The organism is uncultured Cellulomonas sp. (assembly GCF_963527515.1).
Classification (GTDB): Bacteria; Actinomycetota; Actinomycetes; order Actinomycetales; family Cellulomonadaceae; genus Cellulomonas.
Genome location: NZ_CAURTV010000013.1, coordinates 46,303 through 60,717 on the forward strand (window position 1 = coordinate 46,303; position 14,415 = coordinate 60,717).

At 71.8% G+C, this 14,415-nt stretch carries 12 protein-coding genes; 10 read left to right on the forward strand and 2 right to left on the reverse strand.

From position 1 onward, the window contains the following. The first annotated feature begins 10 nt into the window (after window positions 1-10). From gatC to RYN42_RS05935, 4 genes are all read left to right on the forward strand, one after another. Window positions 11-310 (forward strand): Asp-tRNA(Asn)/Glu-tRNA(Gln) amidotransferase subunit GatC, encoded by a 300-nt coding sequence (gene gatC, locus RYN42_RS05920; protein ID WP_315094562.1) that lies wholly within the window; start codon window positions 11-13, stop codon window positions 308-310. Next, complete coding sequence (gatA, locus tag RYN42_RS05925) at window positions 307-1,821, forward strand: Asp-tRNA(Asn)/Glu-tRNA(Gln) amidotransferase subunit GatA (protein ID WP_315094564.1); 1,515 nt, start codon at window positions 307-309, stop codon at window positions 1,819-1,821. Before gatC ends, gatA begins: the two co-directional genes overlap by 4 nt. Then, a complete protein-coding gene (gene gatB / locus RYN42_RS05930; protein WP_315094565.1) occupies window positions 1,818-3,314 on the forward strand; it encodes an Asp-tRNA(Asn)/Glu-tRNA(Gln) amidotransferase subunit GatB in 1,497 nt (498 codons plus the stop codon). The genes gatA and gatB overlap by 4 nt, the downstream gene beginning before the upstream one ends. A 121-nt stretch (window positions 3,315-3,435) precedes the next feature. After that, window positions 3,436-3,984 carry a GNAT family protein gene (locus RYN42_RS05935; protein WP_315094567.1) on the forward strand — a complete coding sequence of 183 codons (549 nt, stop codon included), beginning with the start codon at window positions 3,436-3,438 and terminating at the stop codon, window positions 3,982-3,984. 3 nt (window positions 3,985-3,987) lie between these two features. Here the strand turns inward: RYN42_RS05935 and RYN42_RS05940 are convergent, their stop codons facing one another. Next, on the reverse strand, window positions 3,988-5,328 hold the full coding sequence (locus RYN42_RS05940; protein WP_315094569.1) for a deoxyribodipyrimidine photo-lyase: 1,341 nt from the start codon (window positions 5,326-5,328) through the stop codon (window positions 3,988-3,990). Window positions 5,329-5,406: 78 nt separating this feature from the next. Between RYN42_RS05940 and RYN42_RS05945 the strand changes: the two genes are divergently transcribed. Both RYN42_RS05945 and RYN42_RS05950 read left to right on the forward strand, forming a co-directional pair. Then, the gene (locus RYN42_RS05945) at window positions 5,407-6,960 is read left to right on the forward strand and encodes a peptide MFS transporter (RefSeq protein ID WP_315094570.1); all 1,554 of its coding nucleotides are present in this window, start codon (window positions 5,407-5,409) and stop codon (window positions 6,958-6,960) included. 23 nt (window positions 6,961-6,983) lie between these two features. Next, a complete protein-coding gene (locus RYN42_RS05950) occupies window positions 6,984-7,646 on the forward strand; it encodes a VOC family protein (RefSeq protein ID WP_315094572.1) in 663 nt (220 codons plus the stop codon). A gap of 4 nt (window positions 7,647-7,650) precedes the next feature. Here the strand turns inward: RYN42_RS05950 and RYN42_RS05955 are convergent, their stop codons facing one another. Next, window positions 7,651-8,628, reverse strand: coding sequence for a LacI family DNA-binding transcriptional regulator (locus RYN42_RS05955; RefSeq protein WP_399552410.1), 978 nt, complete (start codon window positions 8,626-8,628; stop codon window positions 7,651-7,653). 173 nt (window positions 8,629-8,801) lie between these two features. Between RYN42_RS05955 and RYN42_RS05960 the strand changes: the two genes are divergently transcribed. The 4 genes from RYN42_RS05960 (at window position 8,802) to RYN42_RS05975 (ending at window position 14,364) form a co-directional block, all read left to right on the forward strand. Continuing rightward, window positions 8,802-10,106: an extracellular solute-binding protein gene (locus tag RYN42_RS05960; RefSeq protein WP_315094576.1), complete on the forward strand. Its 1,305-nt coding sequence runs from the start codon at window positions 8,802-8,804 to the stop codon at window positions 10,104-10,106. A gap of 5 nt (window positions 10,107-10,111) precedes the next feature. Continuing rightward, complete coding sequence (locus RYN42_RS05965; protein WP_315094577.1) at window positions 10,112-11,152, forward strand: sugar ABC transporter permease; 1,041 nt, start codon at window positions 10,112-10,114, stop codon at window positions 11,150-11,152. Continuing rightward, window positions 11,149-12,036, forward strand: coding sequence for a carbohydrate ABC transporter permease (locus tag RYN42_RS05970; protein WP_315094578.1), 888 nt, complete (start codon window positions 11,149-11,151; stop codon window positions 12,034-12,036). Before RYN42_RS05965 ends, RYN42_RS05970 begins: the two co-directional genes overlap by 4 nt. 108 nt (window positions 12,037-12,144) lie before the next feature. Then, entirely contained in the window at window positions 12,145-14,364 is a 2,220-nt protein-coding gene (locus RYN42_RS05975) for a glycoside hydrolase family 3 N-terminal domain-containing protein (protein WP_315094588.1), read from the forward strand. The last annotated feature ends 51 nt before the right edge of the window (window positions 14,365-14,415 follow it).

Consider the following 14,415-nt stretch of genomic DNA (forward strand, 5'->3'; position numbering starts at 1 on the left):
ACTCCGAGCCATGTCCACCCTCTCTCGCGACGAGGTCGCGCGCGTGGCGGGCCTGGCACGGATCGACCTCACACCGGCGGAGCTCGACCGCCTCGCGGGCGAGCTCGACGTCATCGTCGAGTCGGTCGCCCGCGTGAGCGAGATCGCCACGCCCGACGTGCCGGCCACCAGCCACCCCCTGCCGCTGACCAACGTGTTCCGCCCCGACGTGCCCGTGGAGCCGCTCGACCGCGCCCTCGTGCTCGCCGCCGCCCCGGACCACATCGACGGCAAGTTCGCCGTCCCGCAGATCCTGGGGGAGGACGCATGACCTCCGACCTCGTCCGCCTCTCTGCTTCGGTGCTCGCCGAGAAGCTCGCGGCGAAGGAGGTGTCCAGCGTCGAGGCGACGCAGGCGCACCTCGACCGGATCGCCGACGTGGACGGCGCGATCCACGCGTTCCTCCAGGTCAGCGGCGATGCTGCGCTCGCCACGGCCGCCGACGTCGACGCGCGCCGCGCCGCGGGGGAGTCGCTGCACGCACTCGCCGGTGTGCCGATCGCCGTCAAGGACGTCGTCGTCACCAAGGGCCTGGAGACGACAGCGGGGTCGAAGATCCTGCAGGGGTGGATCCCTCCCTACGACGCGACCCTGGTCGAGAAGATCAAGGCCGCGGGCCTGCCGATCCTGGGCAAGACCAACATGGACGAGTTCGCGATGGGCTCCTCCACGGAGCACTCCGCGTACGGCAACACCCACAACCCGTGGGACCTCGACCGGATCCCCGGCGGCTCCGGTGGCGGGTCCGCCGCGGCGGTCGCCGCGTACGAGGCGCCGCTGGCCATCGGCACGGACACCGGCGGCTCGATCCGCCAGCCCGCGGCCGTCACCGGCACGGTCGGCGTGAAGCCCACCTACGGCGGGGTGTCCCGGTACGGGCTCATCGCGCTCGCGTCGTCGCTGGACCAGGCCGGTCCCGTCACGCGCACGGTCCTCGACTCGGCGCTGCTGCACGAGCTCATCGGCGGTCACGACCCGCGCGACTCCACGTCGATCGACGAGCCGCTGCCTCCGCTCGTCGCCGCCGCCCGCCAGGGCGCGAACGGCGACCTGTCCGGCGTGCGCGTCGGCGTCATCCGCGAGCTGCAGGGCGAGGGCTACCAGGCCGGGGTGCTCGCGCGCTTCGGGGAGTCGCTGGAGCTGCTGCGCAGCGCGGGGGCCGAGATCGTCGAGGTCTCCTGCCCGCACTTCACCTACGCGCTCGCGGCCTACTACCTGATCCTGCCGGCGGAGGCGTCCAGCAACCTGGCCAAGTTCGACGGCATGCGGTTCGGGCTGCGCGTCGTGCCCGAGGACAACCCGACGGCGGAGCGCGTCATGTCCGCCACCCGCGGCCAGGGCTTCGGCGACGAGGTCAAGCGCCGGATCATCCTGGGCACCTACGCCCTGTCGGCGGGCTACTACGACGCCTACTACGGCTCGGCGCAGAAGGTCCGCACGCTCATCCAGCGCGACTTCACCGCGGCGTTCGAGGCCGCGGACGTGCTGGTCTCCCCGACCGCGCCGACCACGGCCTTCAAGCTGGGCGAGAAGCTGGACGACCCGCTGGCCATGTACCTCAACGACGTCGCGACCATCCCGGCGAACCTCGCCGGCGTGCCCGGGCTGTCGCTGCCGAGCGGGCTCTCCGACGACGGCCTGCCGGTCGGGTTCCAGGTCCTGGCTCCCGCCAAGGCCGACGACCGGCTGTACCGGGTGGGTGCGGCGCTGGAGATGATGCTGGAGCAGTCGTGGGAGGGTCCGCTGCTGTTGCGCGCGCCTGAGCTGGAGGTGGCTCGATGAGCACGGTGGTGGACTACGACGACGCGGTGGCCCGGTACGACACGGTCATCGGCATCGAGGTGCACGTCGAGCTGGGCACGAGGACCAAGATGTTCGACGGCGCTCCCGCCGGGTTCGGTGAGGAGCCGAACACGTCGATCACGCCCGTCTCGCTCGGGCTGCCCGGGTCGCTCCCCGTGGTCAACGGGGTGGCCGTCGAGTACGCGATCCGCATCGGGCTGGCGCTGAACTGCTCGATCGCCGAGACGTGCCGGTTCGCCCGGAAGAACTACTTCTACCCGGACGTGCCCAAGAACTTCCAGACGTCGCAGTACGACGAGCCGATCGCCTACGAGGGCTGGGTCGACGTCGAGCTGGACGACGGGAGCATCTTCCGCGTCGAGATCGAGCGCGCGCACATGGAGGAGGACGCCGGCAAGAACACCCACATCGGCGGCTCCGACGGGCGGATCCACGGCGCGGAGTACTCGCTGGTCGACTACAACCGCGCGGGCATCCCCCTGGTCGAGATCGTCACCAAGCCGATCACCGGTGCGGGCGCCCGGGCGCCCGAGGTGGCCCGCGCGTACGTGCAGACCCTGCGGGACCTGTTCCGCGCGCTGGAGGTCTCCGAGGCGCGGATGGAGCGGGGAAACGTGCGCGCGGACGTCAACGTGTCGCTGCGCCCCACGCCCGGCTCCCCGCTGGGCACCCGGACCGAGACCAAGAACGTCAACTCGTTCCGGTCGGTCGAGCGGGCCGTGCGGTACGAGGTCAGCCGGCAGGCGGGCGTGCTCGACGACGGCGTCGCGATCATCCAGGAGACGCGCCACTGGCACGAGGACACCGGCACCACCGCGTCCGGCCGCGTGAAGTCGGACGCGGAGGACTACCGGTACTTCCCGGAGCCCGACCTGGTGCCGATCGCCCCCGACCGCGCGTGGGTCGAGGAGATCCGCGCCGGTCTGCCGGAGCTTCCCGCGGCCCGTCGCCGCAGGCTGCAGGGGGAGTGGGCGTACGCCGACGCCGAGATGCGCGACGTGGTCAACGCCGGTGCGGTCGAGCTCATCGAGACCACGATCGCCGCCGGTACCAGCCCGGCCGCCGCGCGCAAGTGGTGGATGGGTGAGCTGGCCCGCACGGCCAAGCAGCAGGAGGTCGAGCTGGCGGACCTGCCGGTGACCCCGACGCAGGTGGGGCTGCTGCAGAAGCTGGTCGACGACGGCCGGATCAACGACAAGCTGGCCCGCCAGGTGCTCGAGGGCGTGCTGGCGGGCGAGGGCGACCCGGAGACGGTGCTCGTCGCGCGCGGTCTGGAGGTCGTGTCCGACGACGGCCCCCTGCTCGAGGCCATCGACGCCGCGCTCGCGGCGCAGCCGGACATCGCGGAGAAGATCCGGTCCGGGAACCTCGGACCGGTCGGCGCCATCATCGGTGCGGTCATGAAGGCCACCCGCGGGCAGGCCGACGCCGGCCGCGTGCGTGAGCTGTTGCTGGAGCGGATCGGCTCGTAGCACCCCCCGCGCCCCGCTGGACGGCGGGGCGCGGGCCGGTGCCGGTCATCCGCCGGTAACGTCCCTGCCATACCCGGGCCGTAGCGTTCGCCACTGGTCGAGGAGCGACGAGGAGGCACCGATGGAGAAGCCCACACTCCAGGGCGAGATGATCGTGCTCCGACCCATCCGGGCGAGCGACGCGGACGCGGTGTGGGAGTCGGTGAGCGACCCGGACGGGCGGCGGCTCACGGGTACCACGCAGGTGTTCACCCGGGCGGAGATCGACGCCTGGTGCGACGCGGTCGGCTCCGCCGAGGGCCGGATCGACCTCGCGGTCACCGTCAACGGCGCCGACGAGTACCTCGGCGAGATCGTCCTCAACGACATCGACGAGGTCGTGCTCTCCGCGAACCTGCGGTTGGCGATGCGGCCCGGCTACCGCGGCCGGGGGTACGGCACCGAGGCGATCCAGCTCATGCTCGGCCTCGCGTTCGACGGCCTCGGGCTGCACCGGGTGGAGCTGGACGTGCTGAGCATCAACGCGCGCGCCAAGTCCCTGTACGAGAACCTCGGGTTCCGCATCGAGGGCCGCAAGCGCGACGCGTACCGCGACGGCGAGGGCTGGTGCGACGGCATCCTCATGGGGCTGCTCGAGGACGAGTTCCGGGCGAGCCAGATCCCGACATAGCAGTCAGTCCCGGCCGCGGTGGAAGTCGTCGAGCGCGACCTTGCGCTCGGTCGCGTGGTCCACGATCGGGTCGGGGTAGTCCTCGGGCGCCTCGAGCCCCAGCCTCCACGGCTGGTGCACGGCGCGCCCGGGGACCCCGCGCAGCTCCGGCACCCACTGGCGCACGTACGAGCCGTCGGGGTCGAACCGCTCGCCCTGCGTCACGGGGTTGAACACCCGGAAGTACGGGGCGGCATCGCGGCCGGTGCCGGCCACCCACTGCCAGTTCAGCTGGTTCTGCGGCACGTCGCCGTCCACCAGCCAGTCCATGAAGTGCTGCGCCCCCCGCTGCCAGCGCACGTGCAGGTCCTTGACCAGGAACGACGCCACGACCATCCGGACCCGGTTGTGCATCCAGCCGAGCGCCCGCAGCTGACGCATCCCGGCGTCGACGAACGGGTAGCCCGTCCGCCCGGCGGCCCAGGCCTCGAACGCGGCGTCCCCCGGATCCCAGGAGTCCTCCGGCACCACGGTGCGCAGGGACTGCCGGGCGGCGCCGGGGTGGTGCCAGAGCACGTCCGCGTGGAACTCGCGCCACGCCAGCTCGGACCGGAAGGTTCCCGTGTCGAACTGCGCGCGTGACAGGTCCGCGAGCAGCGTGCGCGGGTGCAGCTCGCCGTACTTGAGCGGGATGGAGAGCATCGAGGTGCCGTCGAGGTCCGGCCGGTTGCGCAGGGTGGGGTACTCGGCGAGCCCGTCGGCCAGGAACTGCGACCAGTGCGCGTGGGCCTCCTGCTCACCGGCGGGCGGGAGGCGGACGTCCGTCTCGGGCCCCGCGGGCACACCGTCGGAGGGGACGTCGGCCCACCGAGCCTGTCGCGGCCGACCCGCGGGGGCCGACCAGCCGTGGTCCAGCCAGGCGCCGCGGAACGGGGTGAACACCTGGAACGGTGTCCCGGCCTGCGTGGTCAGGCGGCCGGGGGCCACCGCGTACGGGGAGCCGGTCCGAACCAGCGGCACGCCGAGCGCCTGCTCGACCGCCTCGTCGCGCCGCCGGCCGAACGGCTCGGTGGCCGCGGTGACGTGGACCGCAGGGGCCGCCACCTCGCGTGCGACGGCGGGGACCACCTCGGCCGGAGGGCCGTGCCGGACCACCAGGCGCCCGTCCAGCGACTCGTCCAGGGCCTGCAGGCTGTGGGTGAGGTAGGCCAGGCGGGGGGCTCCGGCGGATCGCCAGAGGGCGGGGTCGACCACGAACAACGGGACGACGTCGTCGCCGGTCTCGTCCGCCTGGGCGACGGAGGCCAGCAGCGCGGGGTTGTCCGTGAGCCGCAGGTCGCGGCGGAACCAGTGGATGGTCGGCACCCGGCGACGCTATCCGGGGACCGGCCGGACCGCCCGCTCGGTGTGGTGCCGGGCGTCCCGCCGGGACACGATGGGCGGATGAGCGGCGCATCCGACGCGCCGGTGGGTGGCCCCGAGGGCACCGCGCCGAGCGCCCGCAAGAGTGACACCCTGCCGAGCGACCGCGCCTTCTTCGGCCATCCGCTCGGGCTCTTCACGCTCTTCGGGACCGAGCTGTGGGAGCGGTTCAGCTACTACGGGATGCGCGCGATCCTCCTGTACTACCTGACCGACGCGGTGGCCGACGGTGGTCTGGGGATCGAGCAGACGTCGGGCGAGGCGCTCGTCGCCATCTACGGCGCGTCCGTCTACCTGCTCTCGGTGCTGGGCGGCTGGCTGGCCGACCGGCTGATCGGCGCACGCCGGTCGGTGCTCTACGGCGGCATCGTCATCGCCGCCGGCCACGTGGCCCTCACCGTGCCGAGCGCTCTGTTCTCCTACCTCGGCATCGTGCTCGTCGCGTTCGGCACCGGGCTGCTCAAGCCCAACGTGTCGAGCATGGTGGGCGAGCTCTACGACCGTGACGACCCCCGTCGCGACTCGGGCTTCTCGATCTTCTACATGGGCATCAACATCGGCTCGCTCAGCGCCCCGTTCCTGGTGGGTGCCGCGCGGGCGGTCGGCGGGTACCACGCGGGCTTCGCGGTCGCCGCGGTCGGCATGGCCCTCGCGCTGGTGTCGTTCGTGCTGGGCCGCAGGTACCTCGGCGGGGCCGGTGACGTCCCGCCCAACCCGATGACGGTGCAGGACCGGCCGGGCGTGGTCCGGCTGCTCCTCGCTGTGCTCGCGGGCATCGCGGTGGCGGTGCTCGTCGCCCGGCTGGTGCAAGGCGGCTTCGGCATGCCGACGTTCATCGACGCGATCTCCTACCTCGCGTTCGCCGCGCCCGTGGCCACGTTCGTCGTGATGTTCCGCTCGCCCAAGGTGACGGACCGCGAGCGGACCCGCCTGCGCGCCTACATCCCGCTGTTCGTCGCCGCGATGATCTTCTGGATGATCTTCGAGCAGGCCGCGAGCACCCTGGCGTCCTACGCGCAGAACAACACGGACCTGCGGATGTTCGGGCTGACCCTCTCGCCCGAGCTGTTCCAGTCGATCAACCCGGCCTCGATCATCCTGCTGGCCCCGCTGTTCGCCTGGTTGTGGATCCGGCTGGACGACCGCCCGCCGACCGCCGTGAAGTTCGCGCTCGGCCTGACGTTCGCCGCCCTGAGCTTCATCTTCCTGGCCGGTGCGTCGTGGCTCGCGGACGGGGCGAAGACCGCCGCGTGGGTGCTCGTGGTCGTCTACGTGATCCAGACGGTCGGGGAGCTGTGCCTCTCGCCGGTCGGGCTCGCGGCGACCACGCTGCTGGCCCCGAAGGCGTTCCGCGGGCAGGCGATGGCCCTGTGGTTCCTCGCGCCGTCGGCGGGCAACGCGATCGCCGCCCAGGTCATCCAGTCCACACCGGACGCCAGCCCCGCCGCGTACTTCGGCACCATCGGCGTGATCGCGCTGGCGTTCGCGGGCGGGATGTTCGCGCTGGCGCCGTGGGTCACCCGGCACATCCGGGCGGGAGCGGACTCGCAGTCCGAGGCGGCGCTGCAGCACTGACCGTGCGGTGGGAGGGTGGCGGCATGGCTGACACCACCCTGCTGCGCCACTCCGACGTCACCGCCGCCGTGAACGCCCGCCACTGGCGCGTGCTCCTGCAGTCGCTGCGCGCGACGTTCACCACCCCGGACTTCAGCACGGCGGCCGCGTTCGTCTCCTGGATCGCCGAGGCCGCCGACGCGGCGGACCACCACCCGGACGTCGTGCTGCGCTGGGGCCAGGTCACCGTCACCACCACCAGCCACGACGCCGGGGGGCTCACCCAGCGCGACGTCGATCTGGCGGCGACGGTGAGCGCCCTGGCCGACGAGCTGGGCGCCACCGGTGACACGCCGCGCAGCGGGATGCTCGAGATCGCCGTCGACGCGCTCGACATCCCCGCGGTCCGGCCGTTCTGGGCCGCGGTGATGGGCTACGACGTGCGCAACGACGACGACCTGGTGGACCCCGCCGGGATCGGTCCGTCGGTCTGGTTCCAGCAGATGGACGCGCCCCGGCCGCAGCGCAACCGGATCCACTTCGACGTCATCGTCGGGCACGACCAGGCGGAGGCCCGCGTGGCGGCGACGATCGCAGCCGGCGGTCACCTGGTCAGCGACGAGCGTGCACCGGCGTTCTGGGTGCTGGCCGACCCGGAGGGCAACGAGGTGTGCGTCTGCACGTGGCAGGCGCGGGGGAACAGCTGAGCGCTCAGCGGCGCGGCGGAGCGCAGCTGGCGCGGACCACCAGCTCGGTCGGCAGGCGCAGGTGGTTGGGCCGGTCCTTGCCGTCGATGAGGTCCACCAGCAGCCGGAGCGCCTCGGCACCCATCTCCTGCAGCGGCTGGTTGATCGTGGTCAGCGGGGGAGAGGCGAGCGCGGACTCGGGCACGTTGTCGAAGCCGATGACCGACAGGTCCGCCGGCACGGACCGGCCCAGCTCGACGGCGACCGCCATGACCTGGATGGCCGACAGGTCGTTCGCGGCGAACACGGCGGTGGGCGGGTCGGCGCGGTCGAGGAGCGTGCGGGCGGGACCGTCCGCGGTCTCCCGCCGGTACCCGCCGACCGCGACGAGGGACTCGTCGACCGGGATCCCGGCCGTCTGCATGGCCTTGCGGAACCCGTCCTCGCGCAGCCGCGCGGACTCGAGGTCCAGGCGGCCGCCGAGGAAGCCGATGCGCCGGTGGCCCAGCCCGATGAGGTGCTCGGTGGCCAGCACCGCGCCGGCGTAGTTGTCGGAGTCGACCGTCGGCAGGCCGGTCGGGCCGGTGTGCGGGTCGACCGCGACGACGTGCACGCCCGTGTTGGCCTCGACGACCGTCGGCGTGACGATGATGGCGCCGTCGATGAGCGTGCCGGACAGGCGCGAGAGGTACCGGCGCTCCCAGCCGACGGAGCCGCCGCCGCCGCCGGAGTAGGCGAGGAGCTCGTACCCGGTGGCACCGACCGCGGAGGAAGCGCCCTTGAGCAGCTCCGTGCTGAACGGCTCGAACTCCGCCACCAGGATGCCGAGGACGTTGGTCCGGTGACTGCGCAGCGACCGCGCGCCGAGGCTGGCCTCGTAGCCGAGCTGGTCGATGACCTCCTGGACGCGGGTCAGCGTGCTGCGTGCCACCCCGTACCGGCCGTTGACGACCTTCGACACCGTGGCGACCGAGACGCCCGCCGTGCGAGCGACGTCTTCCATCTTCACGCGCGGTGTCGAGTCCACGTGGTGGAGCATAGAGCATGGTTTCGATACCGTTATCGACTCGAGATGTTCGTTTCGATAACGTTATCGACAACGATTGACATCGCACAGTCTCGGGTGCCAACCTTGGCGCCGTCCCGCCCTGTCAGTGACGACGAGGAGATTCAACGATGATGAGGACAGCAGTCCTTCGCACCTTTGCCCTGGGTGCTGGTGTCGCCCTGCTGGCGTCCGCCTGCAGCTCCGGCGGCGCAGGAGACGACACGACCGACGGCGCCTCCGGCGACGCGACGACCATCACCTGGTGGCACAACTCGAACACCGGTGACGGCAAGGTCTACTACGACAAGGTCGCGTCCGACTTCGAGGCCGCCAACCCCGGCGTGACCGTCGAGGTCAGCGCCATGCAGCACGAGGACATGCTCACCAAGCTGGACGCCGCGTTCCAGAGCGGCGACGCGCCGGACATCTACATGGAGCGTGGTGGCGGCGAGCTGGCCGACCACGTCGAGGCGGGTCTGACCAAGGACATCTCCGAGGCGGCCGCGGACACCATCGAGAAGATCGGCGGCTCCGTCGCCGGCTGGCAGGTGGACGACAAGACGTACGCGCTGCCGTTCTCCGTCGGCGTCGTCGGCTTCTGGTACAACAAGGCCCTCTTCGAGCAGGCCGGCATCACCGAGCCGCCCGCCACCTGGGACGACTTCGACGCCGCCGTCGAGAAGCTCAAGGCCGCGGGCATCGAGCCCGTCTCCGTGGGTGCCGGTGACAAGTGGCCGGCCGCGCACTACTGGTACTACTTCGCGCTGCGCGAGTGCTCGCAGGACGTCCTGACGGACGCCGTGCAGTCGCTCGACTTCTCCGACCCGTGCTTCGTCAAGGCGGGCGAGGACCTCGAGGCGCTCATCGCGACCGAGCCGTTCAACGCGGGCTTCCTGTCCACGCCGGCACAGACGGGCGCGACCAGCGCCTCGGGCCTGCTGGCCACGGGCAAGGTCGCCATCGAGATGCAGGGCCACTGGGAGCCCGGCGTCATGCAGGGCCTCACGGAGGACGGCAACGGCCTCGGCGAGAACACCGGCTGGTTCCCGTTCCCGGCCGTCGACGGCGGCGAGGGTGACCCTGAGGCCACGCTCGGTGGCGGTGACGCCTGGGCCGTCTCGCAGGAGGCGCCCGACGCAGCGGTCGACTTCGCGGTCTACCTGCTCTCCGACGAGGTCCAGAAGGGCTTCGCCGAGCTGGACATGGGTCTGCCGACCAACAACACGGCGTCGCAGTACGTGTCGGACCCGGCCCTGGCCGAGCTCCTCAAGGTCCGTGACGCAGCGCCGTACGTCCAGCTCTACTTCGACACGGCGTTCGGTGCCTCCGTCGGTGGCGCCATGAACGACGAGATCGCCCTGGCCTTCGCGGGCCAGGCCACCCCGCAGGACATCGTCGACGCCACCCAGGCGGCGGCTGACGCGGAGAAGTGACCGACGTGGCAGACGAAGCGACCGCCCGCGTGGGCGTCACCGCCTCGCCTGCGACGTCCAGCTCAGAGGTCTCGGTCGCCGGTCGCGCTTCGGCGCGGCCGGCGGCCCCGGCCCCGGGCGGACGCCGTGGGACGGGATCGGGTCTCCGCAAGCGCCTGGAGATCGCCTTCTTCGTGGCACCCGCCCTCCTGCTGTTCCTGTTCTTCGTGGTGGTGCCGATCGTCCGGGCCATCCAGCTCTCGGCGTACCGGTGGAAGGGCTACGGCCCCCTGGTCGACTTCGTGGGGCTGAAGAACTACGTCAGCGTCCTGCAGAACGACGTCTTCACCGGCGCGCTCCAGCACAACCTGATCATCGTGGTGGCCTCGATCGCCATCCAGCTCCCGCTCGGGCTCGGCATCGCGCTGCTGCTCAACCGCAAGATGTGGGGCCAGGGCATCCTGCGCACGATCATCTTCGTCCCGTACGTGCTGGCTGAGGTCATCGCCGGTGTCGTGTGGTTCCAGCTGCTGCAGCCGAGGTACGGCGTGATCGACGCGCTGTTCGACGCGGTCGGCATCCAGGGCCCTGCACAGGGGTTCCTCGGCACCCCCGAGTACGCGCTGTGGACGGTCATCGCGGTGCTGACCTGGAAGTACCTGGGCCTGGCGGTGATCCTGTTCCTCGCCGGCCTGCAGAGCGTGCCCGAGGAGCTCTACGAGGCCTCGCAGATCGACGGCGCCAGCTGGTGGCAGACGCAGCGCAAGATCACCATCCCGCTGCTCGGCCCCACCATCCGCACGTGGGCGTTCCTGTCGATGATCGGCTCGCTCCAGCTGTTCGACATGGTCTGGATCCTCACCGGCGGTGGCCCCGCCAACGCGACGACCACCATGGCCACGTTCCTCATCAACGAGGGCACCAAGCGGCAGAACTACGGGATCGCCTCGGCGGCCTCCGTGATCCTGTTCGTCGTCGCTCTCGTCCTGGCCCTGCTATACCAGCGCTTCATCCTGCGCCGGGACATCCAGGACCCCGCACTCTCGAAGAAGAAGGCGAAGGCATGAGCGCCGGAACCCTGACCGCGACGCCGCAGCCCACCCGGCCCACCCAGGGCGGGCGTCGCAAGAGCGGCAAGTACACCGGCGGCAACCCGCTCGTGTACGCGCTGGCCCTCGTCGTCGTCGCCCTGACCGTCGGCCCCGTGATGTACGGGGTGCTCGGCGGCTTCCGCACCAACGCGCAGCTGGCCGAGGCTCCGGCGGGCATGCCGGACCCCTGGGTGCTCTTCAACTACACGGGCGTCCTGACCAACGCGAGCTTCTGGAAGTACGCGCTCAACTCCACGGTGATCGCGCTGCTCACCACGGCCATCGTCGTCGTCTTCGGGATCATGGCCGCGTACCCGCTGGCTCGGTACAAGTTCAAGGGCCGCGAGCAGCTGTTCATGGTCTTCGTCCTCGGGCTGCTCTTCCCGGCGACGGTGGCGATCATCCCGCTGTTCATCCTCATCACCGACCTCAACATGGGGAACACGTGGTGGGGCGTCGCCCTGCCGCAGGCGGCGTTCGCGCTGCCCGTGACCGTGGTGATCCTGCGCCCGTTCCTGCAGGCGCTGCCCGACGAGCTGGAGGAGGCGGCCCTGCTCGACGGTGCGTCCCGCATCGGCTTCTTCTGGCGGATCCTGCTGCCCCTGTCCGGCCCGGGGATGGTCACGGTCGGCGTGCTCGCCTTCGTCGGCTCGTGGAACGCCTACCTGCTCCCGCTGCTGCTGCTGCAGAGCGACATGAAGACGCTGCCCCTGGGCGTCGCGGACTTCTCCTCCGAGTACTCCTCCGACACCGCGGGCGTGTTCGCCTTCACCACCCTGGCCATGATCCCGGCGCTCGTGTTCTTCCTCGCGATGCAGAAGCGGATCGTCAACGGCCTCCAGGGCGCGGTCAAGGGCTGATCTGTGGCTTCCCCGTACGTCACCACCGAAGGAGACAGATCCGTGACGGATCTCCACGTCCTGGCCGAGGCCCAGGTCACCGACCGCGCGAGCGCGCTGCTCGCCCGGATGACGCTCGAGGAGAAGCTGGCACAGATCGTCGGGTTCTGGGAGAAGGGCGACGGCGAGGTCGTCGCGCCGCTCCAGGGCGAGTTCACGCACGAGCAGGGGCTCGACGACGCGACCCGGCACGGGCTCGGTCACATCACCCGCGCGTACGGCACGCGCCCCGTCGACGCGGTCGAGCGGGCGCGGTGGCTCTGGGACCTCCAGCGCCGACTCGTGCGCGAGACCCGGCTCGGCATCCCCGCCCTGGTCCACGAGGAGTGCCTCACCGGCCTCTCGGCGTGGCGGGCTGCGACGTTCCCGACGCCGCTGGCCTGGGGGGCGTCGTTCGACCCCGACCTGGTCGCCGAGGTGGGTGCCGTCATCGGGGGATCGATGCGCACGCTCGGCGTGCACCAGGGTCTGGCACCCGTGCTCGACGTCATCCGTGATCCGCGGTGGGGTCGGGTCGACGAGTGCATCGCGGAGGACCCGTACCTCGTCGGCACCGTCGGGACGTCCTACGTCCGTGGCCTGCAGTCGACCGGCGTGCACGCGACGCTCAAGCACTTCGTCGGGTACTCCGGGTCCCAGTCGGGCCGCAACTTCGGGCCGGTGCACGCAGGACCGCGCGAGGTGGCCGACGTGCTGCTCGTCCCGTTCGAGATGGCTGTGCTCGACGGCGGCGCCCGCTCGGTCATGTCCTCCTACACCGAGATCGACGGCGTGCCGGTCGCGGCGGACCCGCGGGTGCTCACCGGCATCCTGCGCGACCGTTGGGGCTTCGACGGCACGGTCGTCGCGGACTACTTCGGCGTCGCGTTCCTGCACCTCCTGCACGCGGTGGCGGGCGACCTCGGCGAGGCGGCCGGTCTGGCCCTCGCGGCGGGCGTCGACATCGAGCTGCCCACCGGCGACGCGTACCTGACCCCGCTGGCGGAGGCCGTCCGGGCCGGGCGCGTGGACGAGGGGCTGGTCGACCGGGCCGTCCTGCGCGCGCTGCGGCAGAAGGAGGAGCTCGGTCTGCTGGACGCCACGTTCGACGACGAGCCCCCGACCCACGTCGACCTCGACAGCCCGGAGCACCGCCGACTGGCGGCCCGCCTGGCCGAGGAGTCGGTGGTGCTGCTCTCCAACGACGGGACGCTGCCGCTGGCCGGACCGTCGAGCGTCGCCGTGATCGGCCCCAACGCCGACCGCGCCGCCGCGCTGTTCGGCTGCTACTCCTTCCTCAACCACGTGCTCGCGCACCACCCGGAGGTCGAGGTCGGGTTCGAGAGCCCGACCGTCCTGCAGGCACTGGTCTCCGAGCTCCCCGGGGCCGAGATCGTCTCCGCCCTCGGGTGCGCCGTGGACGACGACGACCGGTCCGGCTTCGAGCAGGCCGTGCAGGCGGCGGCGTCGGCCGAGGTGGCCGTGCTCGTCGTGGGCGACCACGCCGGCCTGTTCGGGCGCGGCACCGTGGGGGAGGGCTGCGACCGGGACGACCTGGAGCTACCGGGCGTGCAGCGCGAGCTGGTCGAGGCGGTGCTGGCCACCGGCACCCCGGTCGTGCTCGTCCTGCTCACCGGCCGCCCGTATGCCGTCGACTGGGCGCTCGAGTCCTGCGCGGCCGTCGTGCAGGCGTTCTTCCCGGGCGAGGAGGGCGGCACCGCCCTGGCGGGGGTGCTCTCCGGCCGGGTCAACCCGTCGGGGCACCTCCCCGTGAGCATCCCGCGGTCGGCAGGTGCGCAGCCGTACACGTACCTGCACCCGCCGCTGGGTGGGGACGGGGACGTGACCAACCTGCGCAGCACGCCGGCGCTCCCGTTCGGGCACGGGCTGTCGTACACGACGTTCGTGCACAGTGACCTCGAGGTGGACGCGCAGGTGCCCACCGACGGGCACATCGGTGCGAGCGTGCGGGTCACCAACACGGGGGACCGGGCGGGCGACGACGTCGTGCAGCTATACGCGCGGGACGTCGTCGGCTCCGTGACCCGTCCGGTGGCGCAGCTCGTCGGGTTCCGGCGCGTCCGCCTCGAGCCCGGCGAGTCCGTGGTGGTGACGTTCCGCGTGCCCACCACCCGGTTGGCCTTCTCCGACCGCGACCTCGTGCGCATCGTCGAGCCGGGTGCGGTCGAGATCTGGGTCGGCCCCTCCTGCGCACAGCGGGAGACCGAGGGTCGCCTCACGCTCACGGGCGCCGTGCACCGGGTCGGGCTCGCCTCCGACCGCTGGACCACCGCGTCCGTCACCGGCTGACGTCGCGGGGGGGGGGCCCGGCGCCGACCCCCCCGCTATTCCCGCAGCACC